At 53.3% G+C, this 17,862-nt stretch carries 9 protein-coding genes and 1 pseudogene; 9 read left to right on the top strand and 1 reads right to left on the bottom strand.

The genetic code is table 11. The annotated features are described in order from the left end of the window. Positions 1-129 precede the first annotated feature (129 nt). The 8 genes and pseudogenes from H8S61_RS02980 (at position 130) to H8S61_RS02945 (ending at position 15,360) form a co-directional block, all read left to right on the top strand. Positions 130-2,583, top strand: coding sequence for a cell wall-binding repeat-containing protein (locus H8S61_RS02980; protein ID WP_186937902.1), 2,454 nt, complete (start codon positions 130-132; stop codon positions 2,581-2,583). A 208-nt stretch (positions 2,584-2,791) separates the two neighbouring features. Next, positions 2,792-5,722, top strand: a complete 2,931-nt coding sequence (locus H8S61_RS02975; RefSeq protein WP_186937901.1) for a leucine-rich repeat protein — start codon at positions 2,792-2,794, stop codon at positions 5,720-5,722. Between the two features lie 226 nt (positions 5,723-5,948). Then, positions 5,949-6,233: pseudogene (gene tnpA, locus H8S61_RS02970) on the top strand (IS200/IS605 family transposase); the annotation flags it as partial. A gap of 18 nt (positions 6,234-6,251) precedes the next feature. Next, positions 6,252-6,482 (top strand): transposase, encoded by a 231-nt coding sequence (locus H8S61_RS02965; protein WP_436231600.1) that lies wholly within the window; start codon positions 6,252-6,254, stop codon positions 6,480-6,482. Positions 6,483-6,712: 230 nt separating this feature from the next. Beyond that, the gene (locus H8S61_RS02960; protein WP_186937900.1) at positions 6,713-6,913 is read left to right on the top strand and encodes a hypothetical protein; all 201 of its coding nucleotides are present in this window, start codon (positions 6,713-6,715) and stop codon (positions 6,911-6,913) included. Between the two features lie 902 nt (positions 6,914-7,815). Beyond that, on the top strand, positions 7,816-11,325 hold the full coding sequence (locus H8S61_RS02955; RefSeq protein WP_186937899.1) for a cell wall-binding repeat-containing protein: 3,510 nt from the start codon (positions 7,816-7,818) through the stop codon (positions 11,323-11,325). Positions 11,326-11,571: 246 nt separating this feature from the next. Beyond that, on the top strand, positions 11,572-14,097 hold the full coding sequence (locus H8S61_RS02950) for a cell wall-binding repeat-containing protein (RefSeq protein ID WP_186937898.1): 2,526 nt from the start codon (positions 11,572-11,574) through the stop codon (positions 14,095-14,097). 990 nt (positions 14,098-15,087) lie between these two features. Next, on the top strand, positions 15,088-15,360 hold the full coding sequence (locus H8S61_RS02945) for a hypothetical protein (RefSeq protein ID WP_186937897.1): 273 nt from the start codon (positions 15,088-15,090) through the stop codon (positions 15,358-15,360). 133 nt (positions 15,361-15,493) lie between these two features. Here H8S61_RS02945 and pta read toward each other — a convergent pair whose 3' ends face one another. After that, positions 15,494-16,492, bottom strand: coding sequence for a phosphate acetyltransferase (gene pta, locus H8S61_RS02940; RefSeq protein WP_186937896.1), 999 nt, complete (start codon positions 16,490-16,492; stop codon positions 15,494-15,496). Positions 16,493-16,647: 155 nt separating this feature from the next. Here pta and glf point away from each other — a divergent pair, with 155 nt between their 5' ends. After that, positions 16,648-17,862, top strand: a complete 1,215-nt coding sequence (gene glf, locus H8S61_RS02935; RefSeq protein ID WP_186937895.1) for a UDP-galactopyranose mutase — start codon at positions 16,648-16,650, stop codon at positions 17,860-17,862.

Below are 17,862 nucleotides of genomic sequence, written 5' to 3'. Positions count from 1 at the left end.
GGCGCAACCAAGAAGCTTTTGGTTGCGCCCGGCTCGCTTCGCGTTCTTCGAATGCGGAAATGGGACATTCGCATGTGCGTTTTCGTTCGCACATGCTACCATTCTCGTATCGACTTGGAAGGGGTTGTCATGACACGACGCTTGCTTGCTTTGATCATATTGGTCTTTGTGTCATGCGTAATAGTCCCGAGCTCTGCCTATGCGAAAGCCGGTGACGCTCTTGTTGAAATCGAGATCGGAAGCACCTCTAGGCCAACGGCTGAGGCCGGTCCTGGTTGGAAGTACGACCCCGACGAAGGGGATTGGGGCACTGTTTATCTTGAAGAAGGCTACGCCTTTTCTTTCTCTAGCGGTGTTTTTTACCTCGGGGATATTAAGAACAATGGTGGAACGATTCTAGAAGGGGCTTTTGGGGGAACGGTGACCAACACCGGTGGCATTGTCAAGGGAGGCGGGTTCAGTACCGGAAGCATTGTGCTCAATGATGGGAGCATCGAGGGAGGGAGCTTCCAGAGCGAAGTGTATAACGGTACTCAAGGTGTTATCTTCGGGGGAGTTTTCAAGGGTGGATTGAATAACGAAGGTGTGGTTCGTGATGGCTCGTTCGAGGGATGGGTGGAGAACGAGGGAACCATTCACGGAGGCGAGTTTCATAGCGACGGTTACGATGGGGAAGTTGCCAGGGTAGTTAATCGCGGTACCTTCGCGGGCGGTGCGGTCTACACGTACTTGCTGAACGAATCGGGTGGCTTGGTTGAGGGCGGCTCGTTTCTCTGCCTTGTAGCGAATCACGGCACCATCAACAACGGTCTTTTTGAGTACGGTTTAACTAACGAAGGTAAAGGCGCTGTCGTAAATGACGGAACGTTCAAGGGTAAAACAAGCAATTATTCAGGGAGCGTTATCAATGGTGGTGTATTTGCTTCGGATGTGTACAATTATGGCCTTTCCCCCGATTTGCCCGATGGCACTATCTTGAACGGTACGTTCAAGCAAACAGTGTACAACATAGGAGGAGGTTCTATCGAAGGGGGTATTTTTGAAAACCTCGTTCACAATGATCAAGATAGCAGTGTGAAAGGTGGACGGTTTTTTAGGGCTATCCGCAATAAAGGCGGTGACGTATCCGCTTGCGAATATTTGGTTACCTTAAAACTGGCTAATATGTTGCATACACTCGAAGAGGCTGCCGATGGTCGGCATTATGTTAAATACGCTCCTTCTGGAGAAAACGGAATAGAGTTTTCACTTCAGGCGAACAAAGGATACGTTCTGCCAAGTTCTATTTCCGTATCATGCGAAGTGCCTGGAGGTGAAATCGCCCCAGTGGAAGACTTCATGTACAATGCGAAAACAGGCAAGGTGCGCATCGGCAAGAACTCTGTTTCCGGCCCGCTGACAATTACAGCTGAAGCTGACAAGTCGATTGACATTGCCGATGCTTCGGTCGATCCTATTGAGGATCAGACGTTTACCGGTGGACCTCTTATGCCCAAACCCACGGTAATATACGACAACGATCTTCTGAAAGAAGGGGTTGACTATACGCTGGCTTTTGAGGCCAATGTGAATATAGGAGAAGCGAGTATCGTTATCGTTGGTAAAGGGGATTATGGCGGCACAAAGATAGTGGCTTTCAAGATAGTCGGAGCACTTCCGCCAGGATTATCCCGTCTTGAGGGTACTATAGCACTCGATACGATGACTGCTATTGTGCAGCGAGGCTTCGAGAACGAATCTTGCAGTAGGGTCGTCGTAGCTACGATGGGTGGATACTGGGACGCGTTGACCGCGGCGTCGCTTGCGGGTCTTGAGAGTTGTCCTATTCTGCTAACCGATAAAGACGAGCTTTCTTCGCAGACGCTATCAGAGATCAAGCGATTGGGCGCATCGAAGGTGTATATAGTGGGAGGGGAAGCCGCCGTTTCGGACGATGTCGAGAAGTCTATCTTGAGTATTCATAACGTCAAAACGGTTAGAAGATTGGCTGGCGATGTGGCGGTGGATACGGCGCTCGAGATATACAAAGAGGGCAACGGTTCGTGGGGCAAGACGGCCGTTGTTGCAACGTCTGAGACCTTCCAGGATGCCCTCTCCATCTCTCCTTATGCCTACGCGAAAAAAGCTCCCATCTTTCTTGCTAATGCTTCTACGCATGCGCTCGATTCTCATGTGCTAACGACCATTCAGCAAGGTGGGTTCAGCCGTGTGATCATAGTAGGCGGGACTGCCGCGCTTTCTCCTGAAATCGAGAAGCAGCTCAAAGGCATCGCATGCAAACGTTTGGCAGGCGCTACCGCTTACGAGACGTCGGGGGCTATTGCCTCATGGTGCCTGACTCAGGGTATGACTGCGAGTAGTGTTGGCATCGCTACGGGAGAATCCTATTATGATGCACTTGCGGGAGCGTCACTATGTGGCAGAAACAATGCGGCGCTCGTGCTCATCTCGGACTCTTATCGCTCTTCTTTAAACTCGTTCGTTAAGCCAAATAGGGGGTTGATCAACGAAGTTTATGTTTTCGGTGGCCCTGCTGCGGTGTCGGAGAGCACCTTTGATGCGATCGCTCTGTCTTTGAGATAGGTCGCTGCCGTCACGAAGTGTTCGTGGTTGCTCGAGGCCTTGCATGGTGCTTTCGCGATTTCGGAGTGGCGCTTTGTCCCAACGGATGATATATTTTGCTGCAAGTATATATGTGCGGATCCGTTTGAGAAGGGAGTTGGTATGAGAGGGAGGAAGTTGCTGACAAGACCGGGGGGGGGGCAGCTGTTTTAAGCTTCTGCTAGCAGCTTTGCTTACGTTTTCTTTCGTTCCGGCCTCTGCATTCGCGAAAACGCCGATCAAGCCGAGCGTTCGCGAAAGCGCTGAATCGTCGGATGAAGTATCTGGCTCGGCAGCGACTGCGGGGGAATCGCATGCCTCCTCTTCAGATGCGGGAACGAACGAAGCATTAGATTCAGATGCCGAGATGAGCTCTTTGGTTGGGGAGGATGACTCGAGAGCCGCATTCGAAACCAATAGCTTGAAAGAATTCCGATCTTCGGGCGTTTCGGAAGATATAAGTGGAATCGCCGAACCAGGCGATGACGACCTAGTACCGGAAGAAGCTGAAACGTTGGCTTCGGTCGAGACGTTCGTCGACGGGAATTTCGTATATGAAATCAACGCTGATCTCACATCGGCCACTCTCGTCGAATGCGTCAATCCTCCGTCAGGAAATGTGGTGATTCCCGAAGCCGCACGAGCGAATGGCCGGTCTTACTCGGTTACTGGAATAGATGGAGCATTTCAATTTTCCACTGGCATTCGATCGGTTTTCATTCCTGATCCAGTCGAGGTCATCAAGGGTTATTCTTTTAATGGTTGCGAGAGCCTCTCGAGCGTGAGGTTCCCCTCGGGGAGCTTCAAGATCGGATCCGGCTGCTTCAAGGACTGCACGTCGCTGACCTCGATCACCATCCCGAAGGGGCTGTACACGGGCAACCGGGACGACCTCAACTCCGTCCCGTCCGTCGGCCCGTTCGAGGGCTCCGGCCTGTCCTCGGTGACCTTCGAGCAGGGGATCGAGAACATCCAGCCGGCCCTGTTCGAGAACTGCCCGAAGCTGCAGAGCGTCTCCATCCCCGACACGGTCAAGGTCATAGGGCCGAGCTCCTTCGTCGACTGCAAGGCGCTCGCGAGCGTCTCCATCCCGTCGTCAGTCGAGACGATCATGGCCAGCGCGTTCTTCGGCTGCTCGGCGCTTGCCTCCGTCTCGATCCCGGACTCGGTGAAGACGATCGACGGCGCAACGTTCTATGGATGCGAAAAGCTCTCTAAGGTGATGCTCGGTAAAGGAATGACGAACGTACCTGATTCCATGTTTTCGTATTGCAGATCTTTGTCCGAGGTGACGCTTCCGGAGAGCATATGCGAGATCGAAGAAGATGCGTTCTCGTTCTGCACGGGCCTGAGCAAAGTGTACATACCGGCAAAGACGACGAAGATCGATCAGTCTGCTTTCCGCAAAGCGGCCAATTTCACTATAGCTGGATTAACGTATTCGTATGCGCAGCAATTTGCTGAGAGCCAGTCGATTCCGTTTGAGTCGGTAGGGATATTGAAGTACGATCTCAAAAACGCAACGGTAACATCAGTGGGCGATCAGTTGTATGCGGGGTCGCCAATACGTCCCACCATAACTGTAATCTACGACGGAAAAACCTTGGTGGAGGATGTTGACTACTCTCTTTCGTATGCGAACAACATTAACGTCGGTACTGCGACGATATCGATCGGGGGAAAAGGAGCCTTTACAGGAACGAAAACGGTTTCGTTCAAGATTGTGAAACTCAGCATTGGTGACGTTGTTGTATCTGCGATCCCTTACCAAACTTATACAGGGTCTGCAATCAAACCCGATGTTCATGTGAGCTACAAAGGAAAAACGCTCAAAGATGGTGTCGATTATTCGATTACTTACAAGAACAACGTCAGTGTTGGAACCGCTACGGTGATCATTACAGGTAAAGGAACTTACACGGGTTCGAAAACGGCATCGTTCAAGATTGCCCCAAAACCCATTTCTAAAGTCGATATGAAATCGGTTACTGTTTTGCCGATCGTCGATCAGGTTTATACCGGAAAATTGATCTTGCCTGTTGTCATTGTTTCGTACAACGGCGTGAAGCTTGAAAAGGACATCGACTATACGATTTCGTATGAGAGCAACAAGAATGTTGGAACTGGTCGCATCGTGATAGCTGGTAAGGGTAAGTACGAGGGGAGTAAGACGGTGCTTTTCAACATCGTCAAACCCTCGGCTCCCCGTCTTGCTGGCGATACTGCACTTGATACGATGACTTCCATCACCAAACAGGGATTCAAAAAGGGTACTTGCGATACGGTCATCGTTGCTACTATGAACGGGTATTGGGATGCTCTGACGGCATCGGCGCTTGCCGGCATCAATGGTTGTCCAATCTTGTTGACTGACGGGGGTTATCTTTCGGCTCAAACATCTTCTGAGATTACGCGTTTGGGAGCGACAAAGGTGTATGTGACAGGAGGAACTGCTGCCATCTCGAAGAGTGTCGAAACGTCGCTCTCCAAAATAAGCGGAGTCAAATCGGTTAAGCGCCTTGCAGGAGATATAGCGGTTAACACGGCTCTTGAAGTCTATAAAGAAGGGAAAGGGTCGTGGAGCAAGACCGCTATAGTTGCTACTTCCGAGACATTCCAAGACGCCCTCTCTGCGTCTCCTTACTCGTATGCGAAAAAAGCACCGATTTTTCTTGCGAACGCTTCAACCCATAAGCTCGATCCGCAAGTTTTATCTGCTGTAAAGCAAGGCGGATTCAACCGCGTCGTTATTGTAGGCGGGACGGCCGCACTCTCTTCCGAGATAGAAAACGAGCAGTTGAAAGGCATCACATGCAAACGTTTAGCGGGCTCGACCGCATATGAAACTTCGGGGGCTATAGCTTCGTGGTGCCTCACGCAAGGTATGGAAGCGTCCGAAGTGGGCATTGCAACGGGGGCGAGTTATTACGATGCCCTTGCTGGGGCTGCTCTGTGCGGTAAAAGCAATGCTGCATTGATTCTGGTCGCTGATGAGAATCGCTCCACTATCGATGGTTTTATGTCGAAGCATAGCGCTACGATTACGAAAGCGTATGTGTTTGGAGGCCCTGCGGCGATTTCAGCAGGTACATATAAAGCTATACAGTCAAAGCTTGCATAGGATGCATCAGGACCTCGGCAATTCGTGCCGAGGTCCTGATATTGTTAAGGCTCATGAGCTCGCCGGACGCGCGTAGCGCGTTCGGTAATAAACCACCCGCTATGCGGGTGCGCATCGAAGGCTGCACTCTTGCAGAGCAAACGACCGCCATTCAAGGATAAGATGCAAGCGTTCAAGTCGTGTCGGCCTTGGAAAAGCGGTCATTTCGGCAAGCAAGTCGCAGAGCCTGTCGCTACGTGTTGTGGATGTGCAAGTTCCATATCGTGCTCGCACCGAAGTATAGGCGCATGATCATCTACAGCCAATATGGGGATTCGTTAGGCGAGATATTTCGACCTCCTTGCAGGTGCAAGGGGGTCGAAATAATCGAAGGGCATCTGATGTCGGATTACGTGCACATTCTGGTCAACATCCCGCCCGAGTTCGACGTATCGAGCTTCATGGGTACCTCAAGGGCAACGGTGCGCTTATGATGTTCGACAAGCATGCGAACTGCGGATATGCGAACGGCATCTATTCCTCGCGCAAGATGGAGCGTGCTACGCGCGAGAACACCCACTTCATGTGGCTTGCCGGCATGGCGCCTCTTGACCATATGACCGTCAACCGCTTCAGGAACAAGCGCATAGCGCCGGTATTTGAAAGCATCTTCACCTCAGTCATCGAGCTTTTAGCAACATGGGGACCTATTGCTTTGGATACCTACTTTCTCGATGGCACCAAGATCGAAGCCAATGCCAACAAGTGCAAGTTTGTCTAGAAGAAGTCGACAGGGAGGTATCGCGAGAAGCACCAGGCGAAGGTGCGAGCATCTCGAAGAGATCGCTCGCATCAATGAGGAAGATGATGCTCTTGCCAAGGATATGCCAAAACCTGAAGACGCGACCGCCGAAGATATAGCCGAAGTCGTTCGGCGCATTAATGAGCGTCTTGAGGCACGCCCAAAGGACAAAGACCTAAAGCGCGCCAAAAGCCTTCGAGAGCGACTGTATGTCCCGCATGCAGCGCTATGAGGAGCAGCTCGAGATATTCCAGGAAGGCGCGTCTTTCTCTAAAACCGCCACTGATGCACCTTCAATGCACATGAAGGAAGATCATATGCAAAACGATCAGCTCAAAGCTGGTTGCAACGTCCAGATCGGAACCGAGAACCAGTTCGTCATCGACTACGCTCTACACCGTCGCGCTTGAATCTTGTCCACCTGAAGCCCCTCTTCGGCGCGCTTCCTCATGTTCTCGTCGCCGATGCGGGATATGGAAGCGAGGAGAACTACTCGCTTCTAGAAGCGCACGACGTGCGCGCGTTCGTGAAGTGCAACGTGTTCCGCAAAGAGCAGAATCGGGCCTTCGCCAAAGATCCGACCCAACCAAAGAACTGGGCTTTCGATAAGGAGGACGATAGCTGGACGTGTGCGCAAGGCAAGAAGCCCGCCTTCCTCAAAGAGAAGCAGGCGACGAGCGATCAAGGATTCAAGTCGACAACGAGACTCTGCAAGTGTGAGGACTGCGCGGGCTGCCCCTATTAAGCCAAATACACCAAAAGCGATGACGAGTCCAAGAATCGTCTTGTAAACGTAAACCCCTCCCTCGAGCGCTATAGGACCAGAGCCTCTAAAAGGCTTGCAAGCGACGAGGGGGGGGGGTGGTTCCTAGACGCCGCAGGGGAACCGATGCTGAGACCGTTTCGCAGACATCAAGAGCGATTGGGGCTTTAAGAGATTCGCGCTGCGAGGGCTCGCGAAGGCATCGCTTGGATGGATGACTAGTGGCGCTCGGGCGCAATATGAGGAAGCTCCGCCAGGCGTTAAGTGGAGCAAATCCTGTTCTATCCGCTGCGTTTTCAGCATAAAGCCACGGGATCTTCCTGTCTAAATAAAAAGAGTCGAAACCCGCAATGGATTTCGACTCTTTTTGTCAGGTACTTTTGATACAGCCTTTTCATGATTACCCGCATTGCGCTAAAGAGCGCGAAATCATTGCTCGGAATGGAACGAACTACGCAGATAGTGTAAATACTCACGCTTAAAACCTTTTGCCGCTTGTTCTAAACTGAAAACGGGGTATGTGCTTTGTTTTTAAGGGGATGATCGCGTATGGGCAAACCGAATGCAAGGTTTGGTGCATGTGTGGAAGAAGTCGTTAGATTTGCCATGATTCATGGACGCCTTTCTTTGAAGATAGTATCGATGCTGATGGCGTGCATTCTTGTCATTGGGTTGTTTCCATCAGCTGTTTTCGCGGATCAGGCGGCCAGTGATGGAGGCGCCATCGATCCAAATGCGCTCAACGAGGATCAAGAGCAAAAGACATCAACGTCGAGTATCGTCGAAGAGGGAATCGGTGAATCGGCGTCCTCTTCTTTTGTGTCGACTGATGGAGTAATACGGGAAGTGGGCGGGAATCTATTGGTTCCTGATTTCGAACTGAAAAGCATTGCTGGGGCGACGAAATCATTCAATGGAGATTTCGGTGAGAAGCTGCGTGTGGTTGTTATGGGACGATCGACCTGCGAGAACACTGTTAAGGTTAGCGAGGCTCTTGAACAAGTTCTGTCCCAGCCGACACGTGCGAGCGTGCAAGGTTTTATCCTTGGCATTGACAATACCGACCAGGAAGCCTTCTCTGAGAAATACAAGGACGCGAATTCGGACAACCTGCTTTATGCGGTCAATGGCAACATGTACTATGAGTTGTTCTGGGAGGTTTATAAGCAGGCGGGCTTCGACTGTCGTTCGGTTACTGAGCTTCCGTACTTTTTCCTGATCGATCGAGACGGTGCTGTTCGGTCTGTTGCTACTGGGCTTCTTTCGAAGCAAGATATCTCTTCGTGTTTAGACGACCTAATCGCTTCGAATGAGGATCTTCGGATATCGGAAAATGGAGAGAAGATTTCCGAAACCCTTGATGCGATGGGAGGGGTAGAAGTCCCGACACTCTCAGAATCAGGAGGTTATGAAGAGCCTGCACATGAAAATAATGTGGAGGTGTCAGATCAAACCCCGGATACTTCATTCTATTCTCCGGATTTCGCTCAATCTTACGGTTTGATGGAGGGGTCTGATGAGGGCGTTGTGGCGGAGACGGCCAATGAACAGCTATCTAATGGGTTCGCATACACGGTCAACGGTGGTGAGGCGACAATCACCGGATACGAGGGGACGGTTGCTAATTTGGTTATACCCTCGAGTATCGCGGGCTATCCGGTGACAAAGATAGGTGATTTCGCATTTTGGACGAATGGGGTAATCGAGACAGCTCAGATTGCGGGTTCTGTGAAGCGCATAGGAAATTACGCTTTTTCCGAGTGCCCTAAACTCAAGACTGCAATTCTGGAAGAAGGATGCGAGGGGGCCTATTCTGGTTTGTTCGCTGACAGCAAAGCTCTTGAGTCTGTCTATTTGCCTTCAACTTTTACTAAGTTTTTGGGATGCATGTTCGATGGATGTGAAAGCCTTACTAATATTCAAGTTTCTCCAAATCATCCAGATTATTATTCGTTGGATGGTGATATGTATGGAAGATGGGGGTCGCTCACATTTTACGCAGGAGGCAAGCCTGATAAAGAAGTTACTGTTAGAGCGGGTATAAGTGATATTTGGATGGGCTTTGCGAACGCTTATCATGCTGAAACAGTGAATTTGGTTAATGATGTCGTCTCTGTTGATCCTGCTGCTATCTCCGGGTCATCAATCAAAAAGGTACGAATCGGTTCTAAAGCTACTGGCATTGATTTTCTTTTCAGCGGCTCGTCTCTAAATCGACTCGAGGTTGATTCACGTAATCCTTCGTTTTGCGATAGCGATGGAGTGTTGCTCAACAAGAATGGCTCCAAGCTTGTGACCTATCCGAGCGGGCGGAAAGACGTGTCATGGAAGATGCCTTCTACGGTTGCATCTATCGGGTCGGATGCGTTCTACTCGATCGATGCTTCGACGGAAATTGTCATCACAAACAAGATTGAATCGATTGACTCAGTTGCTTTCAACAATGTTGTAGGCGCGGCTTTGGTATTCGAGAAAGGACTCAGCCCTGAAGGCGTATCTGATGAACCTTTTTATAAATGTGACATGACGCTGGTAGGTGACGACTCTGTCAAGGAAATAGCAGAAGCTAATGGACAGAACTACATGACGTTCAGCCAGTATGAAAAAATGGGAGTATTTGCACTGGCTTCTGTCGATCTCGATACGGCATCTGCAAGCTATACCGGAAAGCCGATAACGCCCGAAGTGTCTGTGAAGCTGAATGGAAAAGAGCTTCGGCAAGGAAAAGATTATACCGTAGCTTATGCACGAAATGTTGATGCGGGAGCCGCTTCTGTTACTCTGATGGGGATCGGCGCTTATTCAGGAACGAAAAAAGAGTCTTTTGAAATCTTGCCGATCAAGGGACTCGAAGTCAAGATGGATCGAGAACTCTTTTTTTATTATACGGGAAAACCTATCGAGCCGTCGATCTCATGTACTTACAATGGTATGACTTTGGAAAAGGGTAAGGACTACGAGTGCACGTATTCGAGCAACATCGATATAGGAGAGGGCTGGATGAAGGTCGCCTTCAAAGGCAACTACGCGGGTGATATGAATCTCGTGTTCTTTATCGAGCCGTCTTCGGGCTCGCCGGAGCCTGAAGAGCCCGATAAACCCAACGTGCCAGACAAGCCTGTCGCGGGCGTTCCCGAGCTTTCTCGTCTCTCGGGCAGCATTGCGCTCGACACGATGGCCTCCATCACGAAGCAGGGTTTTGCTGTGGGCTCTTGCGATTCGGTCGTTGTTGCAACGACGGATGGCTACTGGGATGCGCTTACAGCTTCGGCTTTGGCAGGTTTGAAGCAGTGTCCCATTCTGCTAACCGACAAAGGAGCGCTGTCACAGCAAACCGCATCAGAGATCAAGAGACTCAAGCCGACGACCGTTTTTATAGCTGGTGGTCCGGCAGCTGTCGGAAGAAGCGTTGAATCGTCTTTGTCCAAGCTCTCGGGCGTGAAAGCGGTTAAACGTCTTGCGGGATCCACGGCCATCGATACTGCGTTGAAAATATACGAGCAAGGCAAGGGATCTTGGGGCAAGACCGCGATCGTGGCAACCTCTGGAACGTTTCAGGATGCTTTATCGGTATCGCCCTATGCTTACGCGAAGAAGTCTCCTATCTTTCTCTCAAACGCCTCCACACACAAGCTTGACAGCCAAGTACTTTCGGCTATCAAGAAAGGCGGTTTCAGCCGAGTGGTTATCGTAGGTGGGACGGCGGCGGTATCCAGTCAGGTGGAGAAGCAGCTCGCCGGCATCTCCACGAATCGTCTTGCAGGTGCCACGGCTTACGAAACGTCTTCGGTTGTAGCCAATTGGTGTGTTTCGCAGGGCATGAAAGCCGAAAAGCTTGGGGTGGCAACCGGAGAGAGCTATTACGATGCGCTTGCGGGTGCATCCCTTTGCGGCAAGAACAATGCAGCGCTCGTGCTCGTTTCCGACGGGAACCTCTCTACTGTGAACTCGTTCATCGCTCCTCGGAAAAAGTCGATTAGCCATGTATATGTCTTCGGTGGTCCCGCTGCGGTGTCCGAGGAAACGTGCAATGCGGTGAAGGCCGCCTTGAAACGCTAGCGCATTTCGCTGAGTGGGTGTCGATGTCGCTTCGGCATCCACTCTTTTGCTTCCGAGGGGCGTGGCGCTGGAAGCATGGAGATAATGTTTTCAGAAAGAACAGGTTTCTACAAGGTATGACCGATGGCTTCGTTAAAGATTGCCGCATTTGCATTCTGTTTCCTAAATTCGTCCGCGTGTCTTGGCAGAAGGCGCAGATTGCTTGCTTTGAGGTATGATGAACACCATGCTTAGAAAGGGGTTTTTATGGGGAAAGTATGCGGTAAGGCCCTCGGAAGAAGCACGACGGCGGGGCGGATTCTTGCATGCTTGCTTGCGACGGCGCTCTCTTGCTCGTTCGTGCCGTTGACTGTTTGGGCCGACGAATCTCCGATCGGGACTGTCGAAGCGACTGTCGTCGAGTTTGACGAGGGGTCTGCCCCTGAAGCGTCATCGAGCATCGCGGCTGATTTTTCCGACTCGTGCATCGAGGATCCGTCAGCAGACGAGAACGGGTCGTTGGAGGTTCTTTCGGTCGACGAAGGTCCGATGAAGCAGGTGGAAAGCGGCATTCAATCGAGCGATTACGATATCGTGAGCGTCGACGGTGCCACCACGAAGTTCAACAGCGGCTATGCTGGCACGGTTCGCGTTATGGTGTTCGGGCGTTCGACGTGCTTCAACACGGCGACTACGTCCGAGCGGCTTAAGTCTCTCTTGTCTGAAGATTCGTATTCGAACGTACGCGGATTCGTTTTGTGTGCAGACTCGGGTGACGTCTCTGCGTTCTCTCAAAAGTACAAAGGCGCCGACGATAATAACATGACATACGCTGCTGACGACTATGGCTACAATTCGCTCATGTGGAGTCTTTGTTACCAGGTTGGTCTTATCGGCGCTTCGCTGTCCCTTCCTGTCACGGTCATCGTCGATCAGGACAATGCAATCCGCTATGCTTCAACGGGCCTATTGTCAGAAAACGTCCTTCGCGCATATCTGGATGTCGTATTGGGAACCCGTACGATCGAGGATGCGCTTGGGACGGTTGATTTCAAGATTCCTGGAAAAGACAACGCCCGTTCAGCCAGGAGCGTTCTTGCCATGGTGAACGAGGAACGGTCTAAGAAGGGCGTTAGCGCCTTGTCTTGGGACGAGGATCTCGAGAAAGCTGCTCAGCAGCGCGCAGCGGAGATAGTTATTAGTTTTAGCCACGATCGACCGAACGGTGCCTCGTGCTTCACTGCGATTCCTCCAGCTAAGAGAGGTTACGCTGGAGAGAACATCTATATCGGGTCGAGCAACGCCGAGACGGCTCATAACGCTTGGACAAACTCCTCAGGCCATTATGGGAACATGGTTAACAGCGGTTATGCAAGTTTAGGCGCTGCTTCGTTCGCCTGCAGCACTCCTTATGGTCGTTCGTACACTGGCTGGGTCGAGATGTTCAGCTCGGCAGAGGGCACGGGCATGGTTGCGCAGGTTAATGACGACGTGGCAGTCGTGCGCTCTATCAGTGCGATGAAGATAAATCTCGATTTGAAGCTCAAAGGATCCGAGACGCTCGAAGCGGACGAAACGGGAGAATTCGCTTTGTACAATGTCAATAAGGAGTGGACGTATGCTACTCAAGCTATCGATCCTTCTTCGGCAACATGGCATTCTTCGGACGCTTCGGTCGTTTCGGTGGACAGAACGGGCTTGGTTTCGGCTAAAAAAGCCGGTTCTGCTACGGTGACGGCGTCGGTGGGAGGCGTGCCCGCTTCGATGGGCGTAAAGGTGTCTGCTGCACCCACGACTCCCGACGAGCCCACGACTCCCGACGAGCCCAACATCCCATCGCTGCCCGATTCTCCTATCGACGTGAAAACGTCTCGTCTGGCCGGTGATACCGCCCTCGACACCATGACCTCCATTACGAAGCAAGGCTTCAAAGCGGGGTCATGCTCCGCGGTGGTCGTGGCCACCATGGGCGGGTACTGGGACGCGTTGAGCGCTTCGGCTCTTGCCGGTCAAGAGGGCTGTCCAATTCTGCTCACCGACGGTTCGTCGCTTTCGTCTCAGACGGCATCTGAGATCAAGCGTTTAGGGGCTTCGAAGGTCTACGTCGTGGGCGGGACCGCAGCGGTGTCGAGCAAGGTTGCTTCCTCGCTGAAAGCGGTACCGGGGGTCAAGTCTGTCAAGCGTCTCGCGGGCGACGTGGCCGTGAACACGGCTTTGGAGATATACAAGGAGGGTAAAGGGAGATGGGGTAAGACCGCGGTAGTTGCCACTTCCGAAACCTTCCAAGATGCGCTGTCTGTCTCTCCCTATGCCTATGCTAAGAAAGCCCCCATCTTCTTGGCCAACGCTTCGACGCACAAACTCGACCCGCAGGTGCTCTCGGCGATTAAGAATGGAGGTTTCAGCCGCGTCGTCATCGTTGGTGGCACTGCGGCGCTCTCCTCCCAGCTGGAGAATCAACAGCTCAAAGGTATAGTCTGCAAACGTCTGGCTGGCCCGACCGCCTATGAGACATCGGGCGTTATTGCGAAATGGTGTCTAACGCAAGGCATGAGCTCGGCTACAGCCGGTGTTGCCACCGGCGCGTCCTACTACGACGCGCTCGCCGGTGCGGCGCTTTGCGGCAAGAGCAATGCGGCGCTTGTTTTGGTGGCCGACGGTTGGACTTCAAATGTGAGCGGATTCCTCAAGTTAAATAAGAGTGATATCGAGCGCGTTTTCGTTTTCGGAGGCCCAGCGGCGGTTTCCGCTTCAACTTATAATTTGATACTCGCGACATTGAAGAATGCGTAAAGAGGCGTATTTCTAAAATGGGCTGGTGTGGGTTCTGGGCGACGATAGAAGGAACGCATGTGAAAGACGACGAAGCAGTATTGGGAAGCTCGGAGGCTGGAGAGTGTCGGAGTTCTCTTTGATGTCGGAGCGAAGAGGATTGTTCGGCATGGGTGAGGTCGGTGCCGCATTGGCGTATATCGTAGATACGGGTATTCCTTAGGAGTCCGCAGTGGATGTTCCCCGACAAATTGATAGAGTTGATGTGATGTCGTTCAGGGTGAGCGGTCACTCTGAATATGTACGGAATGACAGGAATTCGCTCTATGATTTCGATGCGTCGAAAGCCACGGCGTTGAAATATCTGAATATTGACAACGTTGCAAGATCCGTCGATGTTTCCAAGAGCACAGCTCTGGAATTTTTTGACGTCAGTGTTGCTATTGGGGCTCTCGAGTTCGTTGACGTTAGCGCGTGCACGTTGATCACACGACGACGACTAACAAGATCTCTCCTCGATCGACGTGTCCCGCAACGTCAAGTTGACATATCTTGACGTTGCGGGTAACGACTTGAAATGATCGATCGTAAAAACATTGCGTTGAAGACCCTACATACCGACCATAATCCAATGACGGCGCTCGATGTGAGCAAAAATGTTTAACTTTGATCCCTGTCATGCGGATATAGTGATCTCTTTTTCTGGATGCGTCTAATAATCCTTCTCCCGAGAGACTCCCAGTGTTCTTACGGCTGGCAAGAACACCTTGTCCGAGGATGCTACGTATGAGGTGGCACGACTCGACGCGAAGACGGTTTACATTTCCAACGGATAATCTGCCATTTCCTAAAACGTCGAGAATCGACTGAAAAGACAGCTAGCGTGAAATACACTAAACGTTTGGCCGGTGATATTGCTATCGACACTGCACTTGAAGTGTGCAGGGCGGGAAAGGGCTCATGGGGAAAGACGGCAGTTGTCGCTTTTGTGGTAGGAACAACTCAGCGCTTATGCTGGTAGCAGATGATTACCGTTCGAATATCAACGATGTCATTGCAAAGAAGAGTTCATCCATTGATCGCCTGTATGTTTTTGGTGGTCCTGCTGCCGTGTCCGACGATGTCTATCGTTCTATAGTAAATGCTTTGGCTTATTGGCTATGTAATGAAGTGGAGTTCGAAGAATCTCTTCTGGTGAAGGATCATGGAAAAATGAAGCATGACGAAACCTCCGCTTTTGATATCGCAAGAGCGGAGGTTTCGGATAGGATGCAGAGCGTATAACAGCTCTCCTGCGTTTACATAAATAATGGCATCGACAAGGAGGGGCGAAAGGCAGACATGAAGCACTTCTGATAGCGCTCAGCGAATGGTTATCGTGTCACGTTCGTTGTCTTCCGAGCAGAATGCGCGATTTTTATTCCATCTTCTTCGCCTGCGCCTGCACGCAGGTGATGGCGATGACGCCGACGATGTCGTCGGCGGTGCAGCCGCGGGACAGGTCGTTCACCGGGGCGGCGATGCCCTGGGTGATCGGGCCGTACGCCTCGGCCTTCGCCAGGCGCTGCACCAGCTTGTAGCCGATGTTGCCGGCGTCGAGGTCGGGGAAGATCAGCACGTTGGCGCGTCCGGCCACGGGGGAGTCGGGGGCCTTCGAGGCGCCGACGGAGCCCACGATGGCCGCGTCGAGCTGCAGCTCGCCGTCGAGCGCGAGCTCGGGCGCCAGCTCCTTCGCGATGGCCGTGGCCTCCACCACCTTGGTCGAGTCGTCGTTCTTGGCCGAGCCGTAGGACGAGTGCGACAGCAGCGCCACAGCGGGCTCGGTGCCGATGAGGGTCTTCCACGACTTCGCCGAGTTCACGGCGATGTGCGCGAGCTTCTCGGCGTCGGGCTGCACTTCCAGGCCGCAGTCCGAGAACAGGAACGTTCCCTGCTCGCCCAGGTCGCAGTCGGGCACCACCATGACGAAGAACGAGCTGACCAGCTTCACGCCGGGGGCCGTCTTGAGGATCTGCAGGCAGGGGCGCAGCACGTCGCCGGTGGCGTGGCACGCGCCGGCCACCATGCCGTCGGCGCCGCCGGTCTTCACCATCATCACGCCGAAGTACAGCACGTCGTCCATGAGGGCCGTCGCCTGCTCGGGCGTCATTCCCTTGGCCTTGCGCAGCTCGTAGAGGGCGTCGGCGAACCCGGCGCGCAGCTCCGACGTGCGCGGGTCGACGATGCGCGCGCCCTCGAGCGCGTAGGGGCTGGCCGCGATGGCGTCGGCGTCGCCCAGGATGACGAGGTCCGCGACGTCGTCGGCAAGGATGCGCTCGGCCGCCGCCAGCGTGCGTTCGTCGTCGCCTTCGGGCAGCACGATCGTCTGTCGATCCGCTTTGGCGCGGGCGAGCATCGTTTCCAGGAATGAACTCATAGGCGATCCCTTTCCGGTATTGTCCGTTTTCCGATGTAACTATGATACTACCCGCCGCGTCGGAAAAACCGGGCTATAATACGTCCTCAGTGCAAACGCGCATATTTCGGGCCGGAAAGGCCTCGTGATTCTCTTAATGCAAAGGAAGGTTACCCATGGGTGTGCGGTTCTGCGATTTTCGCGACATTGATCGAGGCGATTTCGACGCCGTGGTGGTGGGCAGCGGGTTCGCCGGCAGCGTGATGGCGCGCGAGCTGGCCGAGCGCGGCGGCAAGCGCGTGCTCGTCGTCGAGAAGAAGCCCCACATCGGCGGAAACATGTACGACGAGGCCGACGAGGCGGGCATCCTCGTGCACCGCTACGGGCCGCACATCTTCCACACGAACGACGAGCGCGCCTTCAACTACGTGCGCCGCTTCACCGAGTGGCGCGACTACCAGCACGAGGTGCTGGCCGACTGGTACGGCACGTACATGCCGGTGCCGTTCAACAAGAACTCCATGGAGATCGCGTTCGGCGAGGAGCGCGCCGCCGAGCTCATCGAGAAGCTCATCGCCACGTTCGGCGACGAGCGCAAGGTGACCATCACCGAGCTGCGGAGCCAGGACGACCCCGACCTCACCGAGGTGGCGGACTTCATCTACAAGAACGTCTTCCTCTACTACACGCAGAAGCAGTGGGGCCTCACGCCCGAGGAGGTGGACCCGTCGGTGACGGCGCGCGTGCCCGTGTTCCTGTCGCGCGACAACCGCTACTTCCAGGACGCCTTCCAGGGCATGCCGCTGCACGGCTACACGCCGCTGTTCGAGCGCATGCTCGACCACGAGAACATCATGGTGTGCCTGGACACCGAGGCCGAGAACGTGTTCGAGCTCGAGTTCGAGAGCGGCGAGGAGAACGCCCCGCTGTCCGCGATCCTCATCAAGGACGCGCCGTTCGAGGGGCCGATCGTCTACACGGGCCCGCTCGACGAGCTGTTCCTGTCGCGTTTCGGCCGCCTGCCGTACCGCAGCCTCGACTTCGTGTACGAGACGCACGACGCCGAGCACGTGCTGCCCTGCGGCACGGTGAACTTCACGGTGACCGAGGACTACACGCGCATCACCGAGTTCAAGTACCTCACGGGCCAGGTGAGCGACAAGACCACCATCATGAAGGAGTACAGCCACTCCTACGACGATCCGAAGAAGCAGATCCCGTACTACGCCATCATCAACGACGAGAACGCCGCGCACTACGAGCGCTACCGCGCGCTCACCACGTCGCTTGACAACTTCCACCCGCTGGGGCGCTTGGCCGAGTACCGCTACTACAACATGGACGTCATCATCGGCCGCGCGCTGGCCCTCGCCGACGAGTTGGTGGGGTAG

Source organism: Eggerthella hominis, from assembly GCF_014287365.1.
GTDB lineage: Bacteria > Actinomycetota > Coriobacteriia > Coriobacteriales > Eggerthellaceae > Eggerthella > Eggerthella guodeyinii.
This window is presented reverse-complemented; position numbering and strand designations above follow the sequence as displayed.

Bases quoted from the DNA above. Each gene is read 5' to 3' on its own strand.
- H8S61_RS02980 (WP_186937902.1), top strand. From the start codon at position 130: ATGACACGACGCTTGCTTGCTTTGATCATATTGGTCTTTGTGTCATGC.
- H8S61_RS02965 (WP_436231600.1), top strand. From the start codon at position 6,252: ATGGAGCGTGCTACGCGCGAGAACACCCACTTCATGTGGCTTGCCGGC.
- H8S61_RS02960 (WP_186937900.1), top strand. From the start codon at position 6,713: ATGTCCCGCATGCAGCGCTATGAGGAGCAGCTCGAGATATTCCAGGAA.
- H8S61_RS02955 (WP_186937899.1), top strand. From the start codon at position 7,816: ATGGGCAAACCGAATGCAAGGTTTGGTGCATGTGTGGAAGAAGTCGTT.
- H8S61_RS02950 (WP_186937898.1), top strand. From the start codon at position 11,572: ATGGGGAAAGTATGCGGTAAGGCCCTCGGAAGAAGCACGACGGCGGGG.
- H8S61_RS02945 (WP_186937897.1), top strand. From the start codon at position 15,088: ATGCTGGTAGCAGATGATTACCGTTCGAATATCAACGATGTCATTGCA.
- pta (WP_186937896.1), bottom strand. From the start codon at position 16,492: ATGAGTTCATTCCTGGAAACGATGCTCGCCCGCGCCAAAGCGGATCGA.
- glf (WP_186937895.1), top strand. From the start codon at position 16,648: ATGGGTGTGCGGTTCTGCGATTTTCGCGACATTGATCGAGGCGATTTC.